11 protein-coding genes are annotated in these 13,134 nt (G+C 71.1%); 9 read left to right on the forward strand and 2 right to left on the reverse strand.

Annotated features, from left to right (window positions below):
* The first annotated feature begins 56 nt into the window (after positions 1 to 56).
* From ACIBEA_RS28255 to ACIBEA_RS28270, 4 genes are all read left to right on the forward strand, one after another.
* A complete protein-coding gene (locus ACIBEA_RS28255) occupies positions 57 to 947 on the forward strand; it encodes a LysR family transcriptional regulator (protein WP_399265619.1) in 891 nt (296 codons plus the stop codon).
* A gap of 251 nt (positions 948 to 1,198) precedes the next feature.
* On the forward strand, positions 1,199 to 1,330 hold the full coding sequence (locus ACIBEA_RS28260) for a hypothetical protein (protein WP_351048405.1): 132 nt from the start codon (positions 1,199 to 1,201) through the stop codon (positions 1,328 to 1,330).
* Between the two features lie 80 nt (positions 1,331 to 1,410).
* Complete coding sequence (locus ACIBEA_RS28265) at positions 1,411 to 2,451, forward strand: 3-isopropylmalate dehydrogenase (protein ID WP_399265621.1); 1,041 nt, start codon at positions 1,411 to 1,413, stop codon at positions 2,449 to 2,451.
* A gap of 227 nt (positions 2,452 to 2,678) precedes the next feature.
* Positions 2,679 to 3,764: a branched-chain amino acid aminotransferase gene (locus ACIBEA_RS28270; protein ID WP_399265623.1), complete on the forward strand. Its 1,086-nt coding sequence runs from the start codon at positions 2,679 to 2,681 to the stop codon at positions 3,762 to 3,764.
* Between the two features lie 80 nt (positions 3,765 to 3,844).
* Here ACIBEA_RS28270 and ACIBEA_RS28275 read toward each other — a convergent pair whose 3' ends face one another.
* Positions 3,845 to 5,275 carry a cytosine permease gene (locus ACIBEA_RS28275; RefSeq protein WP_399265625.1) on the reverse strand — a complete coding sequence of 477 codons (1,431 nt, stop codon included), beginning with the start codon at positions 5,273 to 5,275 and terminating at the stop codon, positions 3,845 to 3,847.
* Between the two features lie 254 nt (positions 5,276 to 5,529).
* Between ACIBEA_RS28275 and ACIBEA_RS28280 the strand changes: the two genes are divergently transcribed.
* The 4 genes from ACIBEA_RS28280 (at position 5,530) to ACIBEA_RS28295 (ending at position 10,553) form a co-directional block, all read left to right on the forward strand.
* Positions 5,530 to 6,534 (forward strand): agmatine/peptidylarginine deiminase, encoded by a 1,005-nt coding sequence (locus ACIBEA_RS28280; protein ID WP_399265874.1) that lies wholly within the window; start codon positions 5,530 to 5,532, stop codon positions 6,532 to 6,534.
* Between the two features lie 27 nt (positions 6,535 to 6,561).
* On the forward strand, positions 6,562 to 7,206 hold the full coding sequence (locus ACIBEA_RS28285) for a TetR family transcriptional regulator C-terminal domain-containing protein (protein WP_399265627.1): 645 nt from the start codon (positions 6,562 to 6,564) through the stop codon (positions 7,204 to 7,206).
* Between the two features lie 295 nt (positions 7,207 to 7,501).
* A complete protein-coding gene (gene cimA / locus ACIBEA_RS28290) occupies positions 7,502 to 9,124 on the forward strand; it encodes a citramalate synthase (RefSeq protein ID WP_399265629.1) in 1,623 nt (540 codons plus the stop codon).
* 97 nt (positions 9,125 to 9,221) lie between these two features.
* A complete protein-coding gene (locus ACIBEA_RS28295; protein WP_399265630.1) occupies positions 9,222 to 10,553 on the forward strand; it encodes a hypothetical protein in 1,332 nt (443 codons plus the stop codon).
* Positions 10,554 to 10,620: 67 nt separating this feature from the next.
* Here ACIBEA_RS28295 and ACIBEA_RS28300 read toward each other — a convergent pair whose 3' ends face one another.
* The gene (locus ACIBEA_RS28300) at positions 10,621 to 11,250 is read right to left on the reverse strand and encodes a YceI family protein (RefSeq protein ID WP_399265632.1); all 630 of its coding nucleotides are present in this window, start codon (positions 11,248 to 11,250) and stop codon (positions 10,621 to 10,623) included.
* 278 nt (positions 11,251 to 11,528) lie between these two features.
* Between ACIBEA_RS28300 and ACIBEA_RS28305 the strand changes: the two genes are divergently transcribed.
* A complete protein-coding gene (locus tag ACIBEA_RS28305) occupies positions 11,529 to 13,112 on the forward strand; it encodes an acyl-CoA carboxylase subunit beta (protein ID WP_399265634.1) in 1,584 nt (527 codons plus the stop codon).
* Positions 13,113 to 13,134 lie beyond the last annotated feature (22 nt).

The raw sequence follows: 13,134 nt of genomic DNA on the forward strand, positions 1-13,134 counted from the left end.
CGTTCATGGATGGGAACCATCCATGAACGACGCTCATGGAACGAGGTGGGAGACCCGTGGAGCTGTTGCCCCAGGAGCTCCGGGTGTTGGTCGCGGTCGCCGGGGCGGGTGGCTTCTCGGCCGCCGCCCAGAGCCTCGGACTCACCCAGTCCGCCGTCTCCCACTCGGTCCGCGGCAGCGAGGCCAAGCTCGGCGTCGTCCTCTTCGAGCGAGGCCGTACGGGCGCCAGGCCCACGCCCGCCGGGGAGCGCGCCGTCGCCCACGCCCGCCGGATCCTGCGGTTGTACGAGGTGCTGGCCGTCGAGGCGCGCGGCGCCGGGCGCGGCCCCGGGCGCGGCGCCGCGGTCGACCGCATCGAGGGGCCGTTGCGCGTCACCGCCTTCCGCAGCGCCGCCCTGCACCTGCTGCCGCCGGCCCTGGAACGACTGACCGCGCGGCACCCCGGCATCCGCCCCGAGGTGCGCGTGGTGCGCGAGCTGGGGGCCGGCAGTGCGGGCGAGGTGGCCGCGGGCCGCGCCGACCTGGGCATCGCGACGCTGGGCGGGTCCGGCGAGGTACCGCCCGGGCTGCTGACGGGGGTGCTCGTGGAGGAGGCGTACGCCCTGGTCCACCCGGCCGGGCACCCGAACCCGCGCGCACTGCCCCTGCTGGACTGGGACGAGAACTGCGGCTCCTACACCCGTGCGTGGTGGCGGGCCCAGGACTGGATCCCCGGCGCCACGGTCAAGGCGGAGGACGACGCGATGGTGCTGACCATGGTCGGCCGGGGGTCGGGGATGGCGATCATGCCCGAGCTGTCGCTGCGCGAGGCCACGGACGCCGTGGAGATCGTCGATCTCGGCCCGCGCGGGCCCGTGCGGAGGGTGGGATACGTCACCACCCCGGAATCCGCCTCCACCCTGGCTGTCAGGGCGCTGATCAGGGAACTCAGGGCTGAGAAGGGCTGAAGCGGACCGATCGTGAGGGGCTCGGACGGGTCCTTCCGGTGGGTTCGCCGTCTCAGATAGTAGGAAGTCCGAGTAATTGCGGAGACATACAGGGCGTGCTGGCCTAGCTTTGTAGGAGCCGAACGTCTCGCTGATCCAGCGAATGGCGGTCGAGAGCGTGCGCCCCGAGACAGGCAACCCCTGTGGCGCACCGTTCCCCGCCCCTTCCGGCGCCTTGAAGATCCCCCCTCTTCTCAAGGAGTCGAATCACCATGTCCGAGACCTCTGCCGTCCGCCGCGTCCGCCACGGCTCCCGCCCCGCCGACGCCGACCGCAAGAACGCCGCCGCCGCCCTCCAGCGGGCCCTCGACCGCCGTGACAACGGTGGCTCGACCGGGCACTGACCACCTGCTGCTCACGACATGTCCCGTCCACATGATGGACGGGACGTGTCGAGGGCTGGGACTGGGAGTACGGTTCCGACATGGCGACCAGCATCAATCTCGCAGTGATCCCCGGTGACGGAATCGGCCAGGAAGTCGTGGCTCAGGGCCTCAAGGTCCTTGCCGCGGTCCTGCCCCAGGACGTGAAGCTGGAGACCAAGGAATACGACCTCGGCGCCCAGCGCTGGCACCGCACCGGTGAGACCCTCCCGGACGCGGACCTCGAATCCCTCAAGGGGCACGACGCGATCCTCCTGGGCGCCATCGGCGACCCGTCGGTCCCGTCGGGCGTTCTGGAGCGCGGGCTGCTGCTCAAGCTCCGCTTCGCCTTCGACCACTTCATCAACCTGCGGCCGTCGAAGCTCTTCCCCAACACCGCCACCCCGCTGGCGGGCCGTCCGGACATCGACTTCGTCGTCGTCCGCGAGGGCACCGAGGGCCCGTACACCGGCAACGGCGGTTCGCTGCGCACCGGTACGCCCGCCGAGGTGGCCACCGAGGTCAGCGTCAACACCGCCTACGGTGTGGAGCGCGTGGTGCGTGACGCGTTCGAGCGCGCCAACGCCCGCCCCCGCAAGAAGCTGACGCTCGTCCACAAGAACAACGTCCTCGTCTTCGCCGGTCACCTGTGGAAGAACATCTTCGACACGGTCGGCAAGGAGTACCCCGAGGTCACCACCGACTACCTGCACGTCGACGCCGCGACGATCTTCTTCGTCACGCAGCCCGAGCGCTTCGACGTGATCGTCACGGACAACCTCTTCGGTGACATCCTCACCGACCTGGCCGCCGCGGTGACCGGCGGGATCGGCCTGGCCGCCTCCGGGAACATCAACCCGACCGGCGCCTTCCCGTCCATGTTCGAGCCCGTCCACGGCTCGGCCCCGGACATCGCGGGCACCGGCAAGGCCGACCCGACCGCGACGATCCTCTCCGTCGCCCTCCTGCTGCGCCACCTGGGCCACGAGGCCCAGGCCGCCCGCATCGAGGACGCGGTCTCGGCCGACCTGGCCGAGCGCGACGGCACCTTCCGCAGCACGGACCAGATCGGCGACGCCCTCGTCGCACGAGTAGCCGGCTGACCCGGCAGCTCCACTTCCAGGAAGCCGCCGGGTGGCACACCGCACCCGGCGGCTTTTCCTGCACGGCCCCGGGTGCCACCATCTCCCCTGGGCCGCAACACCCCGTTTCACCGGAGCCATCGCGCGCGCGATAATCGAACGCGAGGCCGCGGAATGCGGGGAAGCTCGGACGTCCTAGTACGCCGTGAGCGCGGTCCGCCCTACGAACCGGTGAAGGACAAGCACTCATGACGACGCCCACGATCGAGCTGAAGCCCTCCTCGAACCCTCTGTCCGACGCGGAGCGCGAGGCGATCCTGGCCAGCCCCGGCTTCGGCCGCCACTTCACCGATCACATGGTGACGATCAAGTGGACCGAGGGACGCGGCTGGCACGACGCCGAGCTGGTTCCCTACGCGCCGCTGTCGATGGACCCGGCCAACATGACGCTGCACTACGCGCAGACGATCTTCGAGGGCCTCAAGGCCTACCACCAGCCCGACGGCACCGTCTCCACCTTCCGCCCGCAGGCCAACGCCGAGCGGTTCCAGCGCTCGGCCCGCCGCATGGCGATGCCGGAACTGCCGACCGAGCTCTTCATCGAGGCGTGCGACGCGCTCATCAAGCAGGACCGCGCCTGGGTGCCGGACTCCGGCGAAGCCTCGCTCTACCTGCGCCCGTTCATGTTCGCGAGCGAGGTCGGCCTCGGCGTCCGCCCGGCGAACGAGTTCCTCTTCATCGTCATCGCCTCCCCGGCCGGCGCCTACTTCCCCGGTGGCGTCAAGCCGGTCTCCGTCTGGCTCTCCGAGGAGTACGTCCGCGCCGTCAAGGGCGGCACGGGCGACGCGAAGACCGGCGGCAACTACGCGGCCTCCCTCGTGGCCCAGGCCCAGGCCGCCTCGCACGGCTGCGACCAGGTGGTCTGGCTCGACGCTATCGAGCACCGCTGGATCGAGGAGATGGGCGGCATGAACCTGTACTTCGTGTACGGCGACCGCATCGTCACCCCGGAGCTGACCGGCTCGCTCCTGCCGGGCATCACCCGCGACTCCCTCCTCACCATCGCCCGCGACCTCGGCTACACCGCCGAGGAGGGCCGGATCACCACCGAGGACTGGAAGCGCGACAACGAGAACGGCACCCTCACCGAGGTGTTCGCCTGTGGCACCGCCGCCGTCATCACCCCGGTCGGCTCGGTCAAGTCCGAGCGCGCCGACTGGACCCAGGGCAACGGCGAGCCCGGTGAGGTCACCCTCAAGCTGCGCAAGGCGCTCCTGGACCTCCAGACCGGCCACGCGGCCGACACGCACGGCTGGATGCACCCGCTGGGCTAGGCGCTCCCGCCCCGCCGGTACGACGACGGCCCGCGCCCCCTCCGTCGGGGGCGCGGGCCGTCGTCGTACCCGGACGGGGCTCAGACGCCGGCCAGCTCCTCGGCGGCGGCCGCGGCGGCCGGGTCCCGGGCCGGTTCGGCGCGGGCGGTCAGCGCCGCGTAGACCAGGCCCCCGGCCAGGCCGGAGAAGATGAAGGAACAGTCCACCCCGCCGGTCAGGGCGAGCAGCGGGCCCTCGTAGAAGGGGGTGCTCACGGCGAGCAGACCGACGCCCGCGCCGATGGCCCAGGAAGCGGTGGCGGCCAGGTTCCAGCCACCGCGGTACCAGTAGATCCCGCCCACCGCACGACGGTTGAAGACCTGGAGCGCGTCGGCGTCGTACTGCCCCCGGCACCGGAAGAAGCCGATCAGGGTGATCACGGCCCACGGGGTGCCGAGCGCGGTCAGCACCAGGACGAAGGACGTCATCGCGGACTGCACGTTCCACTCGAAGGAGCCGACGAAGACGAAGGCGGTGGCGACGACGGCGGCGATCACGGTGGCCCGGGTGCGGGTGGCCCTCGGCACGATCGCGTCGAGGTCCAGGCCCATGGAGTACAGCATCAGCCCGGCGTTGCCGACCGAGCCGGCCGCGGCGGCGGCGAGCAGCGGGACCAGGTACCAGAAGGGTGACGCGGCCACGAGCGGCCCGGCGTAGTCGTCGGCGCCCGCCCCCGCGGCGAGCGCGGTGTAGGTGCCGAACAGCTGCGGGATCAGCAGCCCGATCAGCAGGCCGAAGCCGGTGGCCCAGAACACCTTGCGGGGGCTGTGCGCGCGGGGGGAGACGTAGCGCGTGTAGTCGCCGAGCAGGGTGATGAAGGCGACCGGGCCGCTGAGCCCGGCGGCCACGGCGGCGAGCAGCCAGGTCGGCCAGAAGCCGCCCAGGAGGTAGGAGGCCTCCGCCGGGGCGGTGGTGAAGTCGGGGGCGTAGGCGAAGACGCCGATCGCCAGCAGGACCACCATGCCGACGGAGAGCACCTTGCTCATGCGCAGCAGGAGCCGGTAGCCGAAGACGGCCCCCACGACGGTGCAGGCGGCGAGCACGCCGTACATCGCGGCCCGCGAGACGCCGGTGTCCGGCAGTCCGGTGAGCCGGGACAGGGCGCCCACCATCACGTCGCCGCCGATCCACAGGGTCAGGGCGGTGTAGCCGAGCGAGAGCAGCAGGCCCACGACCGAGCCGACGAGCCGGCCGCGGACGCCGAACTGGGCACCGCTGGAGGTGGAGAGGTTGGTCGCGGTCCGCAGCGAGACCAGCGCCAGCGGCGCGGTGACGGCGATTCCGACGACGGTGCCGGTCACGATGGCGGTGACCGACGGCCACAGGCCCAGTCCGAAGGACGGGGGCAGCCAGCCGAAGACGATCACTCCGAGGCACAGATTGGACCCGAGGAGGATCGAGATCAGGTCACGGGGACCGCTCGTTCGCTCCTCCTCCGGAATGGTGTCGACTCCGCGCTGTTCGATGGGCATGGGGGGACTCCCTTGGCAGGGCGGGGGGCGGCAACGCAATGTTTGAGCGCCATTCAATGTGACCTAAGCCCAGGTCTCAGGTCAATGCTTCATTGCGGAGAAATGAAGAGTTAGAGTGATGCTCTAATCCATCGGTACACTTCCTCTGACCCGTACCGCGCCCGCTCCCGCCCCCTCCCGCCCCGTCCCGCAGCCCGGAAGGACCTTCCGCCGTGAACGCCAAGCCCGCCACGCCCGCCTCCGCCGGATTCCGCATGCCCCCCGAGTGGGCCCCCCACGAGCGCACCTGGATGGCCTGGCCCAGCCCCAACCCGACCTTCACCAACGAGCGGGAGCTGGCCGAGGCCCGCCGGGCCTGGGGCGCCGTCGCCCGCGCCGTGCGCGGCTTCGAACCGGTGACCCTGGTCGTCGCGCCCGGCGACGCCGACAGCGCCCGCGCCGTCGTCGGGGACGACGTCGAGCTGGTGGAGCGCGAGCTGGACGACGCCTGGATGCGGGACATCGGCCCGACCTTCGTCACCAATGACGCGGGCGAGCTGGCGGCCGTGGACTGGACCTTCAACGGCTGGGGCGCCCAGGAGTGGGCCCGCTGGGAGCACGACTCGAAGATCGCCCGGCACGTCTCCGACCTCGCCGGCACCCGGACGTACAGCACCCCGCTCGTCAATGAGGGCGGCGCGATCCACGTCGACGGCGAGGGTACGGTCCTGCTCACCGACACCGTGCAGCTGGGCCGGGGCCGCAACCCCGACTGGACCCGGGAGCAGGTCGAGCAGGAGGTCCACGCGCACCTGGGCACCACCAAGGCGATCTGGCTGCCATACGGCCTCGCGGGTGACTACGGCACCTACGGCACCCAGGGTCACGTGGACATCGTCGCCGCCTTCGCCCGCCCCGGCGTGGTGCTGGTGCACACCCAGCCCGACCCCGCGCACCCCGACCACGAGCGCTGCAAGCTGATCGCGGCCCTGCTGCGCGGCCGGACCGACGCCCGCGGGCGTCGGCTGGAGGTCGTCGAGGTGCCCGCGCCGACGGTGCTGGAGGAGGACGGAGAGTGGGTGGACTACTCCTACATCAACCACTACCTGTGCAACGACGGCGTGGTGCTGTGCTCCTTCGACGACCCGCGCGACGAGGAGGCCGCCGAGATCTTCCGCGGACTGTTCCCCGAGCGGACCGTGCAGCTGGTTGACGCGCGTACGATTTTCGCCGGGGGTGGCGGTATCCACTGCATCACCCAGCAGCAGCCGAGGGTGTGACCCGCGGCGAACGGTGAGGAGTGGCCCATGGCGGCCCCAGGAGTACGCGCGCGGAAGAACGCGCCGCCGCGCGAGGACGTACTCGTCGCCGCCATGGCCATGATCGCCGAGTGCGGTCTGGAGGGCTTGACCATGGCCGGTCTGGGCCGCCAGGTCGGCATGAGCAGCGGCCACCTCCTCTACTACTTCCGCAGCAAGGACGAACTCCTGCTGCAGACCCTGGAGTGGAGCGAGTCCGCCCTCGGTGACACGCGGCGCGGCCTGCTCTCCCGCCGCGGCCCGGCCCGCGAGCGGCTCCAGGCGTACGTCGACCTGTACGTGCCCGACGGCGCCCGCGACCCGCACTGGACCCTGTGGATGGAGGTCTGGAACCGCTCGCAGAACGCCGGAGCCGAGGAACGCGACCGCCAGGCCGCCGTCGAGGGCGCCTGGCACCGCGACCTGGTGGCACTGCTCGCCGAGGGCATCTCGCGCGGGGAGTTCCGCCCGGTGGACGCCGACCGCTTCGGGGCCCGGCTGCGGGCGCTGCTGGACGGGTTCAGCATCCAACTGGCCGTGGGCCTGCCCGGGATCGGGCGCGAGGACATCCTGACGCACGTCGGGGAGTTCCTCGACGAGGCGCTCGTCGCCGCTCCCCACCCTTCCGCGGACACCCGTTCGACCGGATCGTGAGACGGCCCGCTCGCGGGGCGGACCGTGTGGCAGACTGCGGACGTGCTTGCTCAGCCCATGATTATCGGCAGCAGCGCGCCGGTCCGCAGTGACCGCTGACACCGTGGAAGAACTTCGCGGCAGCGGCATCGTGCCCCAGACCCGCGCGCAGACCTCTCGCACCCGCGAGGGGTTTTTTCGTTTCCCGGCCCCATTCCTGCCGGGAGCGGACCGCGCGCGATGATGGGGGCAAGCGACGGCGGCCTTCCCTCGGGCGGGCATCCGGAGCCACTCATCCGACAGGAGTCAGATCAGCATGACGACGACAGAGGCGACAGCGGCGAGCGCGGTCCTCGACGACGGCTTCCACGTCTTCGACACCACCCTGCGCGATGGCGCGCAGCGCGAGGGCATCAACCTCACCGTCGCGGACAAGCTGACGATCGCCCGGCACCTGGACGACTTCGGCGTGGGCTTCATCGAAGGCGGTTGGCCCGGCGCCAACCCCCGCGACACCGAGTTCTTCGCCCGCGCCCGAGGCGAGATCGACTTCAAGCACGCCCAGCTGGTCGCCTTCGGCGCGACCCGGCGCGCGGGCGGCTCCGCCGCCGAGGACCCGCAGGTCCGCGCCCTGCTGGAGTCCGGCGCCCCGGTCATCACCCTGGTGGCCAAGTCGCACGACCGGCACGTCGAGCTCGCCCTGCGCACCACCTTGGACGAGAACCTCGCCATGGTCCGCGACACCGTCTCCTACCTGCGCGAGCAGGGCCGGCGGGTGTTCGTCGACTGCGAGCACTTCTTCGACGGCTACCGCGCGAACGCCGCCTATGCCAAGGCGGTCGTGCGCGCCGCCCACGAGGCCGGCGCGGACGTGGTCATCCTCTGCGACACCAACGGCGGCATGCTGCCCGCCCAGGTGAGCGCCGTCGTCGCCACCGTCCTCGCCGACACCGGCGCGCGCCTGGGCATCCACGCCCAGGACGACACGGGCTGCGCGGTCGCCAACACGCTGGCCGCCGTCGACGCGGGCGCCACCCACGTGCAGTGCACGGCCAACGGCTACGGCGAGCGGGTCGGCAACGCCAACCTCTTCCCGGTGGTGGCCGCGCTGGAGATCAAGTACGGCCGCACCGTGCTCCCCGAGGGCGCGCTGGCCGACATGACCCGGATCTCGCACGCCATCGCCGAGGTCGTCAACCTCACGCCCTCCACCCACCAGCCCTATGTCGGTGTCTCGGCCTTCGCGCACAAGGCGGGCCTGCACGCCTCGGCGATCAAGGTGGACCCGGACCTCTACCAGCACATCGACCCCGAGCGGGTCGGCAACACCATGCGGATGCTGGTCTCCGACATGGCCGGGCGCGCCTCGATCGAGCTCAAGGGCAAGGAGCTGGGCGTCGACCTCGGCGGGGACCGCGCGCTGGTCTCGCGGGTGGTCGAGCGGGTCAAGGAGCGCGAGCTGGCCGGCTACACCTTCGAGGCCGCCGACGCCTCCTTCGAGCTGCTGCTGCGGGCCGAGGTCGAGGGCCGGGCGCGCAAGTACTTCCGTACGGAGTCCTGGCGCGCGATCGTCGAGGACCGCCCCGACGGCACGCACGCCAACGAGGCCACGGTGAAGCTGTGGGCCAAGGGCGAGCGGATCGTCGCCACCGCGGAGGGCAACGGCCCGGTCAACGCCCTCGACCGGGCCCTGCGGGTGGCGCTGGAGCGCTTCTACCCCCAGCTCGCCAAGTTCGAGCTGATCGACTACAAGGTCCGCATCCTGGAGGGGAAGCACGGTACGGACTCCACGACCCGGGTGCTGATCGCCACCACCGACGGCCACCGGGAGTGGTCCACGGTGGGCGTGGGCACGAACGTGATCGCGGCGTCCTGGCAGGCACTGGAGGACGCCTTCACCTACGGCCTGCTGCACGCGGGCGTGGAGCCCGCGGAGTAGGTCCGGCGGACGGCCGACCGGGGGTCCGTGGACGGACCCCCGGGGGGCTTATGTCCTGCTCACACAGGAAACGACCGGTTCCGGTACCGTCGTGACCATGAGGACCAGGCTGATAACCGCACTTTCCGGTCTGCTGCTGGCCCTGTCCGCGACCGCCCTCGTGGTCGCGCCACAGGCGGCCGCGGCCACCGGACCCGCAGCCGTGGCGGAGGCCCTCAAGAAGGGTCCGGTCTACGTCGACCCCCGCGCCGAGGCGCAGCTCCCCAAGGACCGGGCGGACGCCCTGGCGAAGAAGATCAAGGATGCGGGCAAGCCCGTGTTCGTCGCGGTGCTGCCCGCCACCGCCGAGTTCCCCGCCGCCGGCGTGCTGCGCACGGTCCGGACCGAGACCGGCATCACGGGGCTCTACGCGATCCGGCTCGGCGACGGCTTCAACGCCGCGGCCGACCGCACGGTCATGCCGGCCAACTCGGTCCGCAACCTCACCGACGCCGTCAAGGCGGGCGGTCCCGTCGACGCGGCCACCCAGCTCGACAACTTCGTCGACCAGGCCCTGTCCCAGACCAAGGGCCGCGCCCCGGCCTCCTGGGGCGGCGGCCCGGACGACGACGGCGGCTCCGGTGCGCTGATCGGCCTGGGCGCGGTGGCGCTCGTGGGCGGCGGTGGCGCGTACGCACTGGTGCGGCGGAACCGGAAGAAGAAGGAAGAGGCGGAGCGCGAGGCGATCCGCAAGCTCTCGGTGGTCGTCGACGAGGACATCACGGCCTTCGGCGAGGAGCTGGACCGGCTGGACTTCCACCCCGGTGAGCCCGGGGCCGACGACGCCATGCGCAAGGACTACGAGCAGGGCCTCGACTCGTACGAGAAGGCCAAGCAGATCATGGCCTCGGTGCAGCACCCCGAAGAGGTGCAGGGCGTGACCCAGGCGCTGGAGGACGGCCGGTACGCACTGGCCTCGCTGGACGCGCGCCGGCAGGGCAGGCCCGTGCCCGAGCGTCGGGCGCCCTGTTTCTTCGACCCGCGCCACGGACCCAGCACCGAGGACGCCGACTGGGCCCCGGCGGGCGGGGCGCCCCGGACCGTCCCGGTCTGCGCGGCGGACGCCGTCCGGCTGCGCGACGGCCAGGACCCGGCGGTCCGTACGGTCGACACGGAGCACGGCCCGCGCCCGTACTACGACGCCGGCCCGGCGTACGGTCCCTGGGCCGGCGGATACTTCGGCGGCGGCATGCTGCCCGGGCTGCTCATGGGCACGATGCTCGGCTCGATGATGATGTCGGGTCCCGCCTACGCCTCCGACATGGGTGGCGGTTTCGACGGAGGGGACGTCTCGGGCGCCGACTTCAACCCCTCCGACTTCGGCGGGGGCGACTTCGGTGGGGGCGGCGGTTTCGACGGAGGCGGCGGCTTCGGCGGCGGGGACTTCTAGAAAGTCCTGGTGGGCGGGGCGGGCCGATCGGCCCGCCCCCGCCCCTGGCTCGCGGCCGCCCGCGGCATCAGCCCTGCTTGATCGCGGAGATGTCGAAGGTCAGCTTGACCTTGTCGCTCACCATCACGCCACCGGCTTCCAGGGCGGCGTTCCAGGTCAGGCCCCAGTCGGAGCGCAGGATCTCGGCGGAGCCCTCGAAGCCCACGCGCTCGTTGCCGTAGACGTCCTTGGCGGATCCGCCGTACTCCAGGTCGATGGAGAGCGGCCGGGTGACGTCCTTGATCGTCAGCTCGCCGGTGATGCGGTAGGTGTCGCCGGACAGCGGGGCCGCGGCGGTGGAGCGGAAGGTCATCAGGGGGAAGACCTCGGCGTCGAAGAAGTCTCCGGAGCGCAGGTGGCCGTCGCGGTCGGCGATCCCGGTGTCGACCGACGCGATCCGCACGTCGATGGAGGCAGTGGAGCGCGCGGGGTCGGCGCCGTCCAGGTGCAGGGTGCCCTCGTGGTCGGCGAAGGTGCCGCGGACGTTGGTCACCATGGCGTGGCGGACGGTGAAGCCGATGCGGCTGTGGGCGGCGTCGATGACGTAGTCACCGGTGAGCGCGGCCAGTGCCGGGTCGACGTCCAGCGTGGCGACCGCGGTCGACGTGCCGTCGGCGGGGGTGGTGGTGTTCTGGCTGCGGCGGGTGAAGATTCCCATGACTCACTCCTCGGTTCTGGCGCCCGGTGGGAGCGCTTCTCGTTGAGGCCCTGTTGTTTAGCCTTCAACGAGATTGACGTTAGACCTATTCCGTTCAAATTTCAACATCTCTGCGCCGTGTCGTACTCCTTTGTGGTATCCCCACAAAGGACGAAGGTCCCAACTGGTGGAGTCCTCGCATGACGCACGCCATCTGTCCGGGCCGGACAGCGGATCGGGCCGGAGACTGTGCGGAACCAACGGAGGGTTTTCGGCGGTCCGCTTCGTAAGGTCGGTACATGACCGTTGTGGACCAGACTTCGAGCGAGCCCACGGACGCGCGTGGCCGGGTGGCCGAGCTGCACGACCTGCGGGAGCAGGCGCGGCGCGGACCCAGCGACCGTGCGACCGAGGCGCAGCATGCCAAGGGCAAGCTGACGGCGCGGGAGCGGATCGCGCTCCTGCTCGACGAAGGGTCCTTCAAGGAGGTCGAGCAGCTGCGTCGCCACCGTGCGACGGGCTTCGGCCTGGAGTCGAAGAAGCCCTACACCGACGGTGTGATCACGGGCTGGGGCACGGTCGAGGGCCGGACGGTCTTCGTCTACGCCCACGACTTCCGCATCTTCGGCGGCGCGCTGGGCGAGGCCCACGCGACGAAGATCCACAAGATCATGGACATGGCGATCGCGGCGGGTGCTCCGCTGGTGTCGCTGAACGACGGTGCGGGCGCCCGCATCCAGGAGGGCGTCTCGGCGCTCGCCGGGTACGGCGGCATCTTCCAGCGCAACACCAGGGCCTCGGGCGTGATCCCGCAGATCTCGGTGATGCTGGGCCCGTGCGCGGGCGGCGCGGCGTACTCGCCGGCGCTGACCGACTTCGTCTTCATGGTCCGCGACACCTCGCAGATGTTCATCACCGGCCCGGACGTGGTCCGTGCGGTGACCGGCGAGGAGATCTCGCAGAACGGTCTGGGCGGCGCCGACGTGCACGCGGAGACCTCGGGCGTCGCGCACTTCGCGTACGACGACGAGGAGACCTGCATCGCCGAGGTCCGCTACCTGATCTCGATGCTGCCCTCGAACAACCGCGAGAACCCGCCGGTCCACGAGAGCGCGGACCCGGCCGACCGCCGCTCCGACGTGCTGCTGGACCTGGTGCCGGCGGACGGCAACCGTCCGTACGACATGCTCAAGGTCATCGAGGAGCTCGTCGACGAAGGCGACGTCCTGGAGATCCACGAGCGCTGGGCCCGCAACATCATCTGCGCGCTGGCGCGGATGGACGGCCAGGTCGTCGGCATCGTCGCCAACCAGCCCGGTCACCTCGCCGGCGTGCTCGACATCCACGCGTCGGAGAAGGCCGCACGGTTCGTGCAGCTGTGCGACGCCTTCAACATCCCGATCATCACGCTGCTGGACGTGCCCGGCTTCCTGCCGGGCGTGGACCAGGAGCACGGCGGGATCATCCGGCACGGCGCGAAGCTGCTGTACGCGTACTGCAACGCGACGGTGCCGCGGATCTCGCTCATCCTGCGCAAGGCGTACGGCGGTGCCTACATCGTGATGGACTCCCAGTCCATCGGTGCCGACATCACGTACGCGTGGCCGACCAACGAGATCGCCGTGATGGGCGCCGAGGGCGCCGCCAACGTGATCTTCCGCAAGCAGATCGCGGACGCCGAGGACCCCGAGGCGATGCGCGCGCGGATGGTCAAGGAGTACAAGTCCGAGCTGATGCACCCGTACTACGCGGCCGAACGCGGTCTCGTCGACGACGTCATCGACCCCGCCGAGACCCGCGAGACCCTCGTGGCCGCGCTCTCGATGCTCCGCAACAAGCACGCCGACCTGCCGTCGCGCAAGCACGGCAACCCGCCGCAGTAAGAAGTGAAGGAGACCTGCCACC

Source organism: Streptomyces sp. NPDC051555, assembly GCF_044454405.1.
GTDB lineage: Bacteria > Actinomycetota > Actinomycetes > Streptomycetales > Streptomycetaceae > Streptomyces.

Bases quoted from the DNA above. Each gene is read 5' to 3' on its own strand.
- cimA (WP_399265629.1), top strand. From the start codon at position 7,502: ATGACGACGACAGAGGCGACAGCGGCGAGCGCGGTCCTCGACGACGGC.
- ACIBEA_RS28305 (WP_399265634.1), top strand. From the start codon at position 11,529: ATGACCGTTGTGGACCAGACTTCGAGCGAGCCCACGGACGCGCGTGGC.
- ACIBEA_RS28270 (WP_399265623.1), top strand. From the start codon at position 2,679: ATGACGACGCCCACGATCGAGCTGAAGCCCTCCTCGAACCCTCTGTCC.
- ACIBEA_RS28275 (WP_399265625.1), bottom strand. From the start codon at position 5,275: ATGCCCATCGAACAGCGCGGAGTCGACACCATTCCGGAGGAGGAGCGA.
- ACIBEA_RS28280 (WP_399265874.1), top strand. From the start codon at position 5,530: ATGCCCCCCGAGTGGGCCCCCCACGAGCGCACCTGGATGGCCTGGCCC.
- ACIBEA_RS28265 (WP_399265621.1), top strand. From the start codon at position 1,411: ATGGCGACCAGCATCAATCTCGCAGTGATCCCCGGTGACGGAATCGGC.
- ACIBEA_RS28295 (WP_399265630.1), top strand. From the start codon at position 9,222: ATGAGGACCAGGCTGATAACCGCACTTTCCGGTCTGCTGCTGGCCCTG.
- ACIBEA_RS28260 (WP_351048405.1), top strand. From the start codon at position 1,199: ATGTCCGAGACCTCTGCCGTCCGCCGCGTCCGCCACGGCTCCCGCCCC.
- ACIBEA_RS28300 (WP_399265632.1), bottom strand. From the start codon at position 11,250: ATGGGAATCTTCACCCGCCGCAGCCAGAACACCACCACCCCCGCCGAC.
- ACIBEA_RS28285 (WP_399265627.1), top strand. From the start codon at position 6,562: ATGGCGGCCCCAGGAGTACGCGCGCGGAAGAACGCGCCGCCGCGCGAG.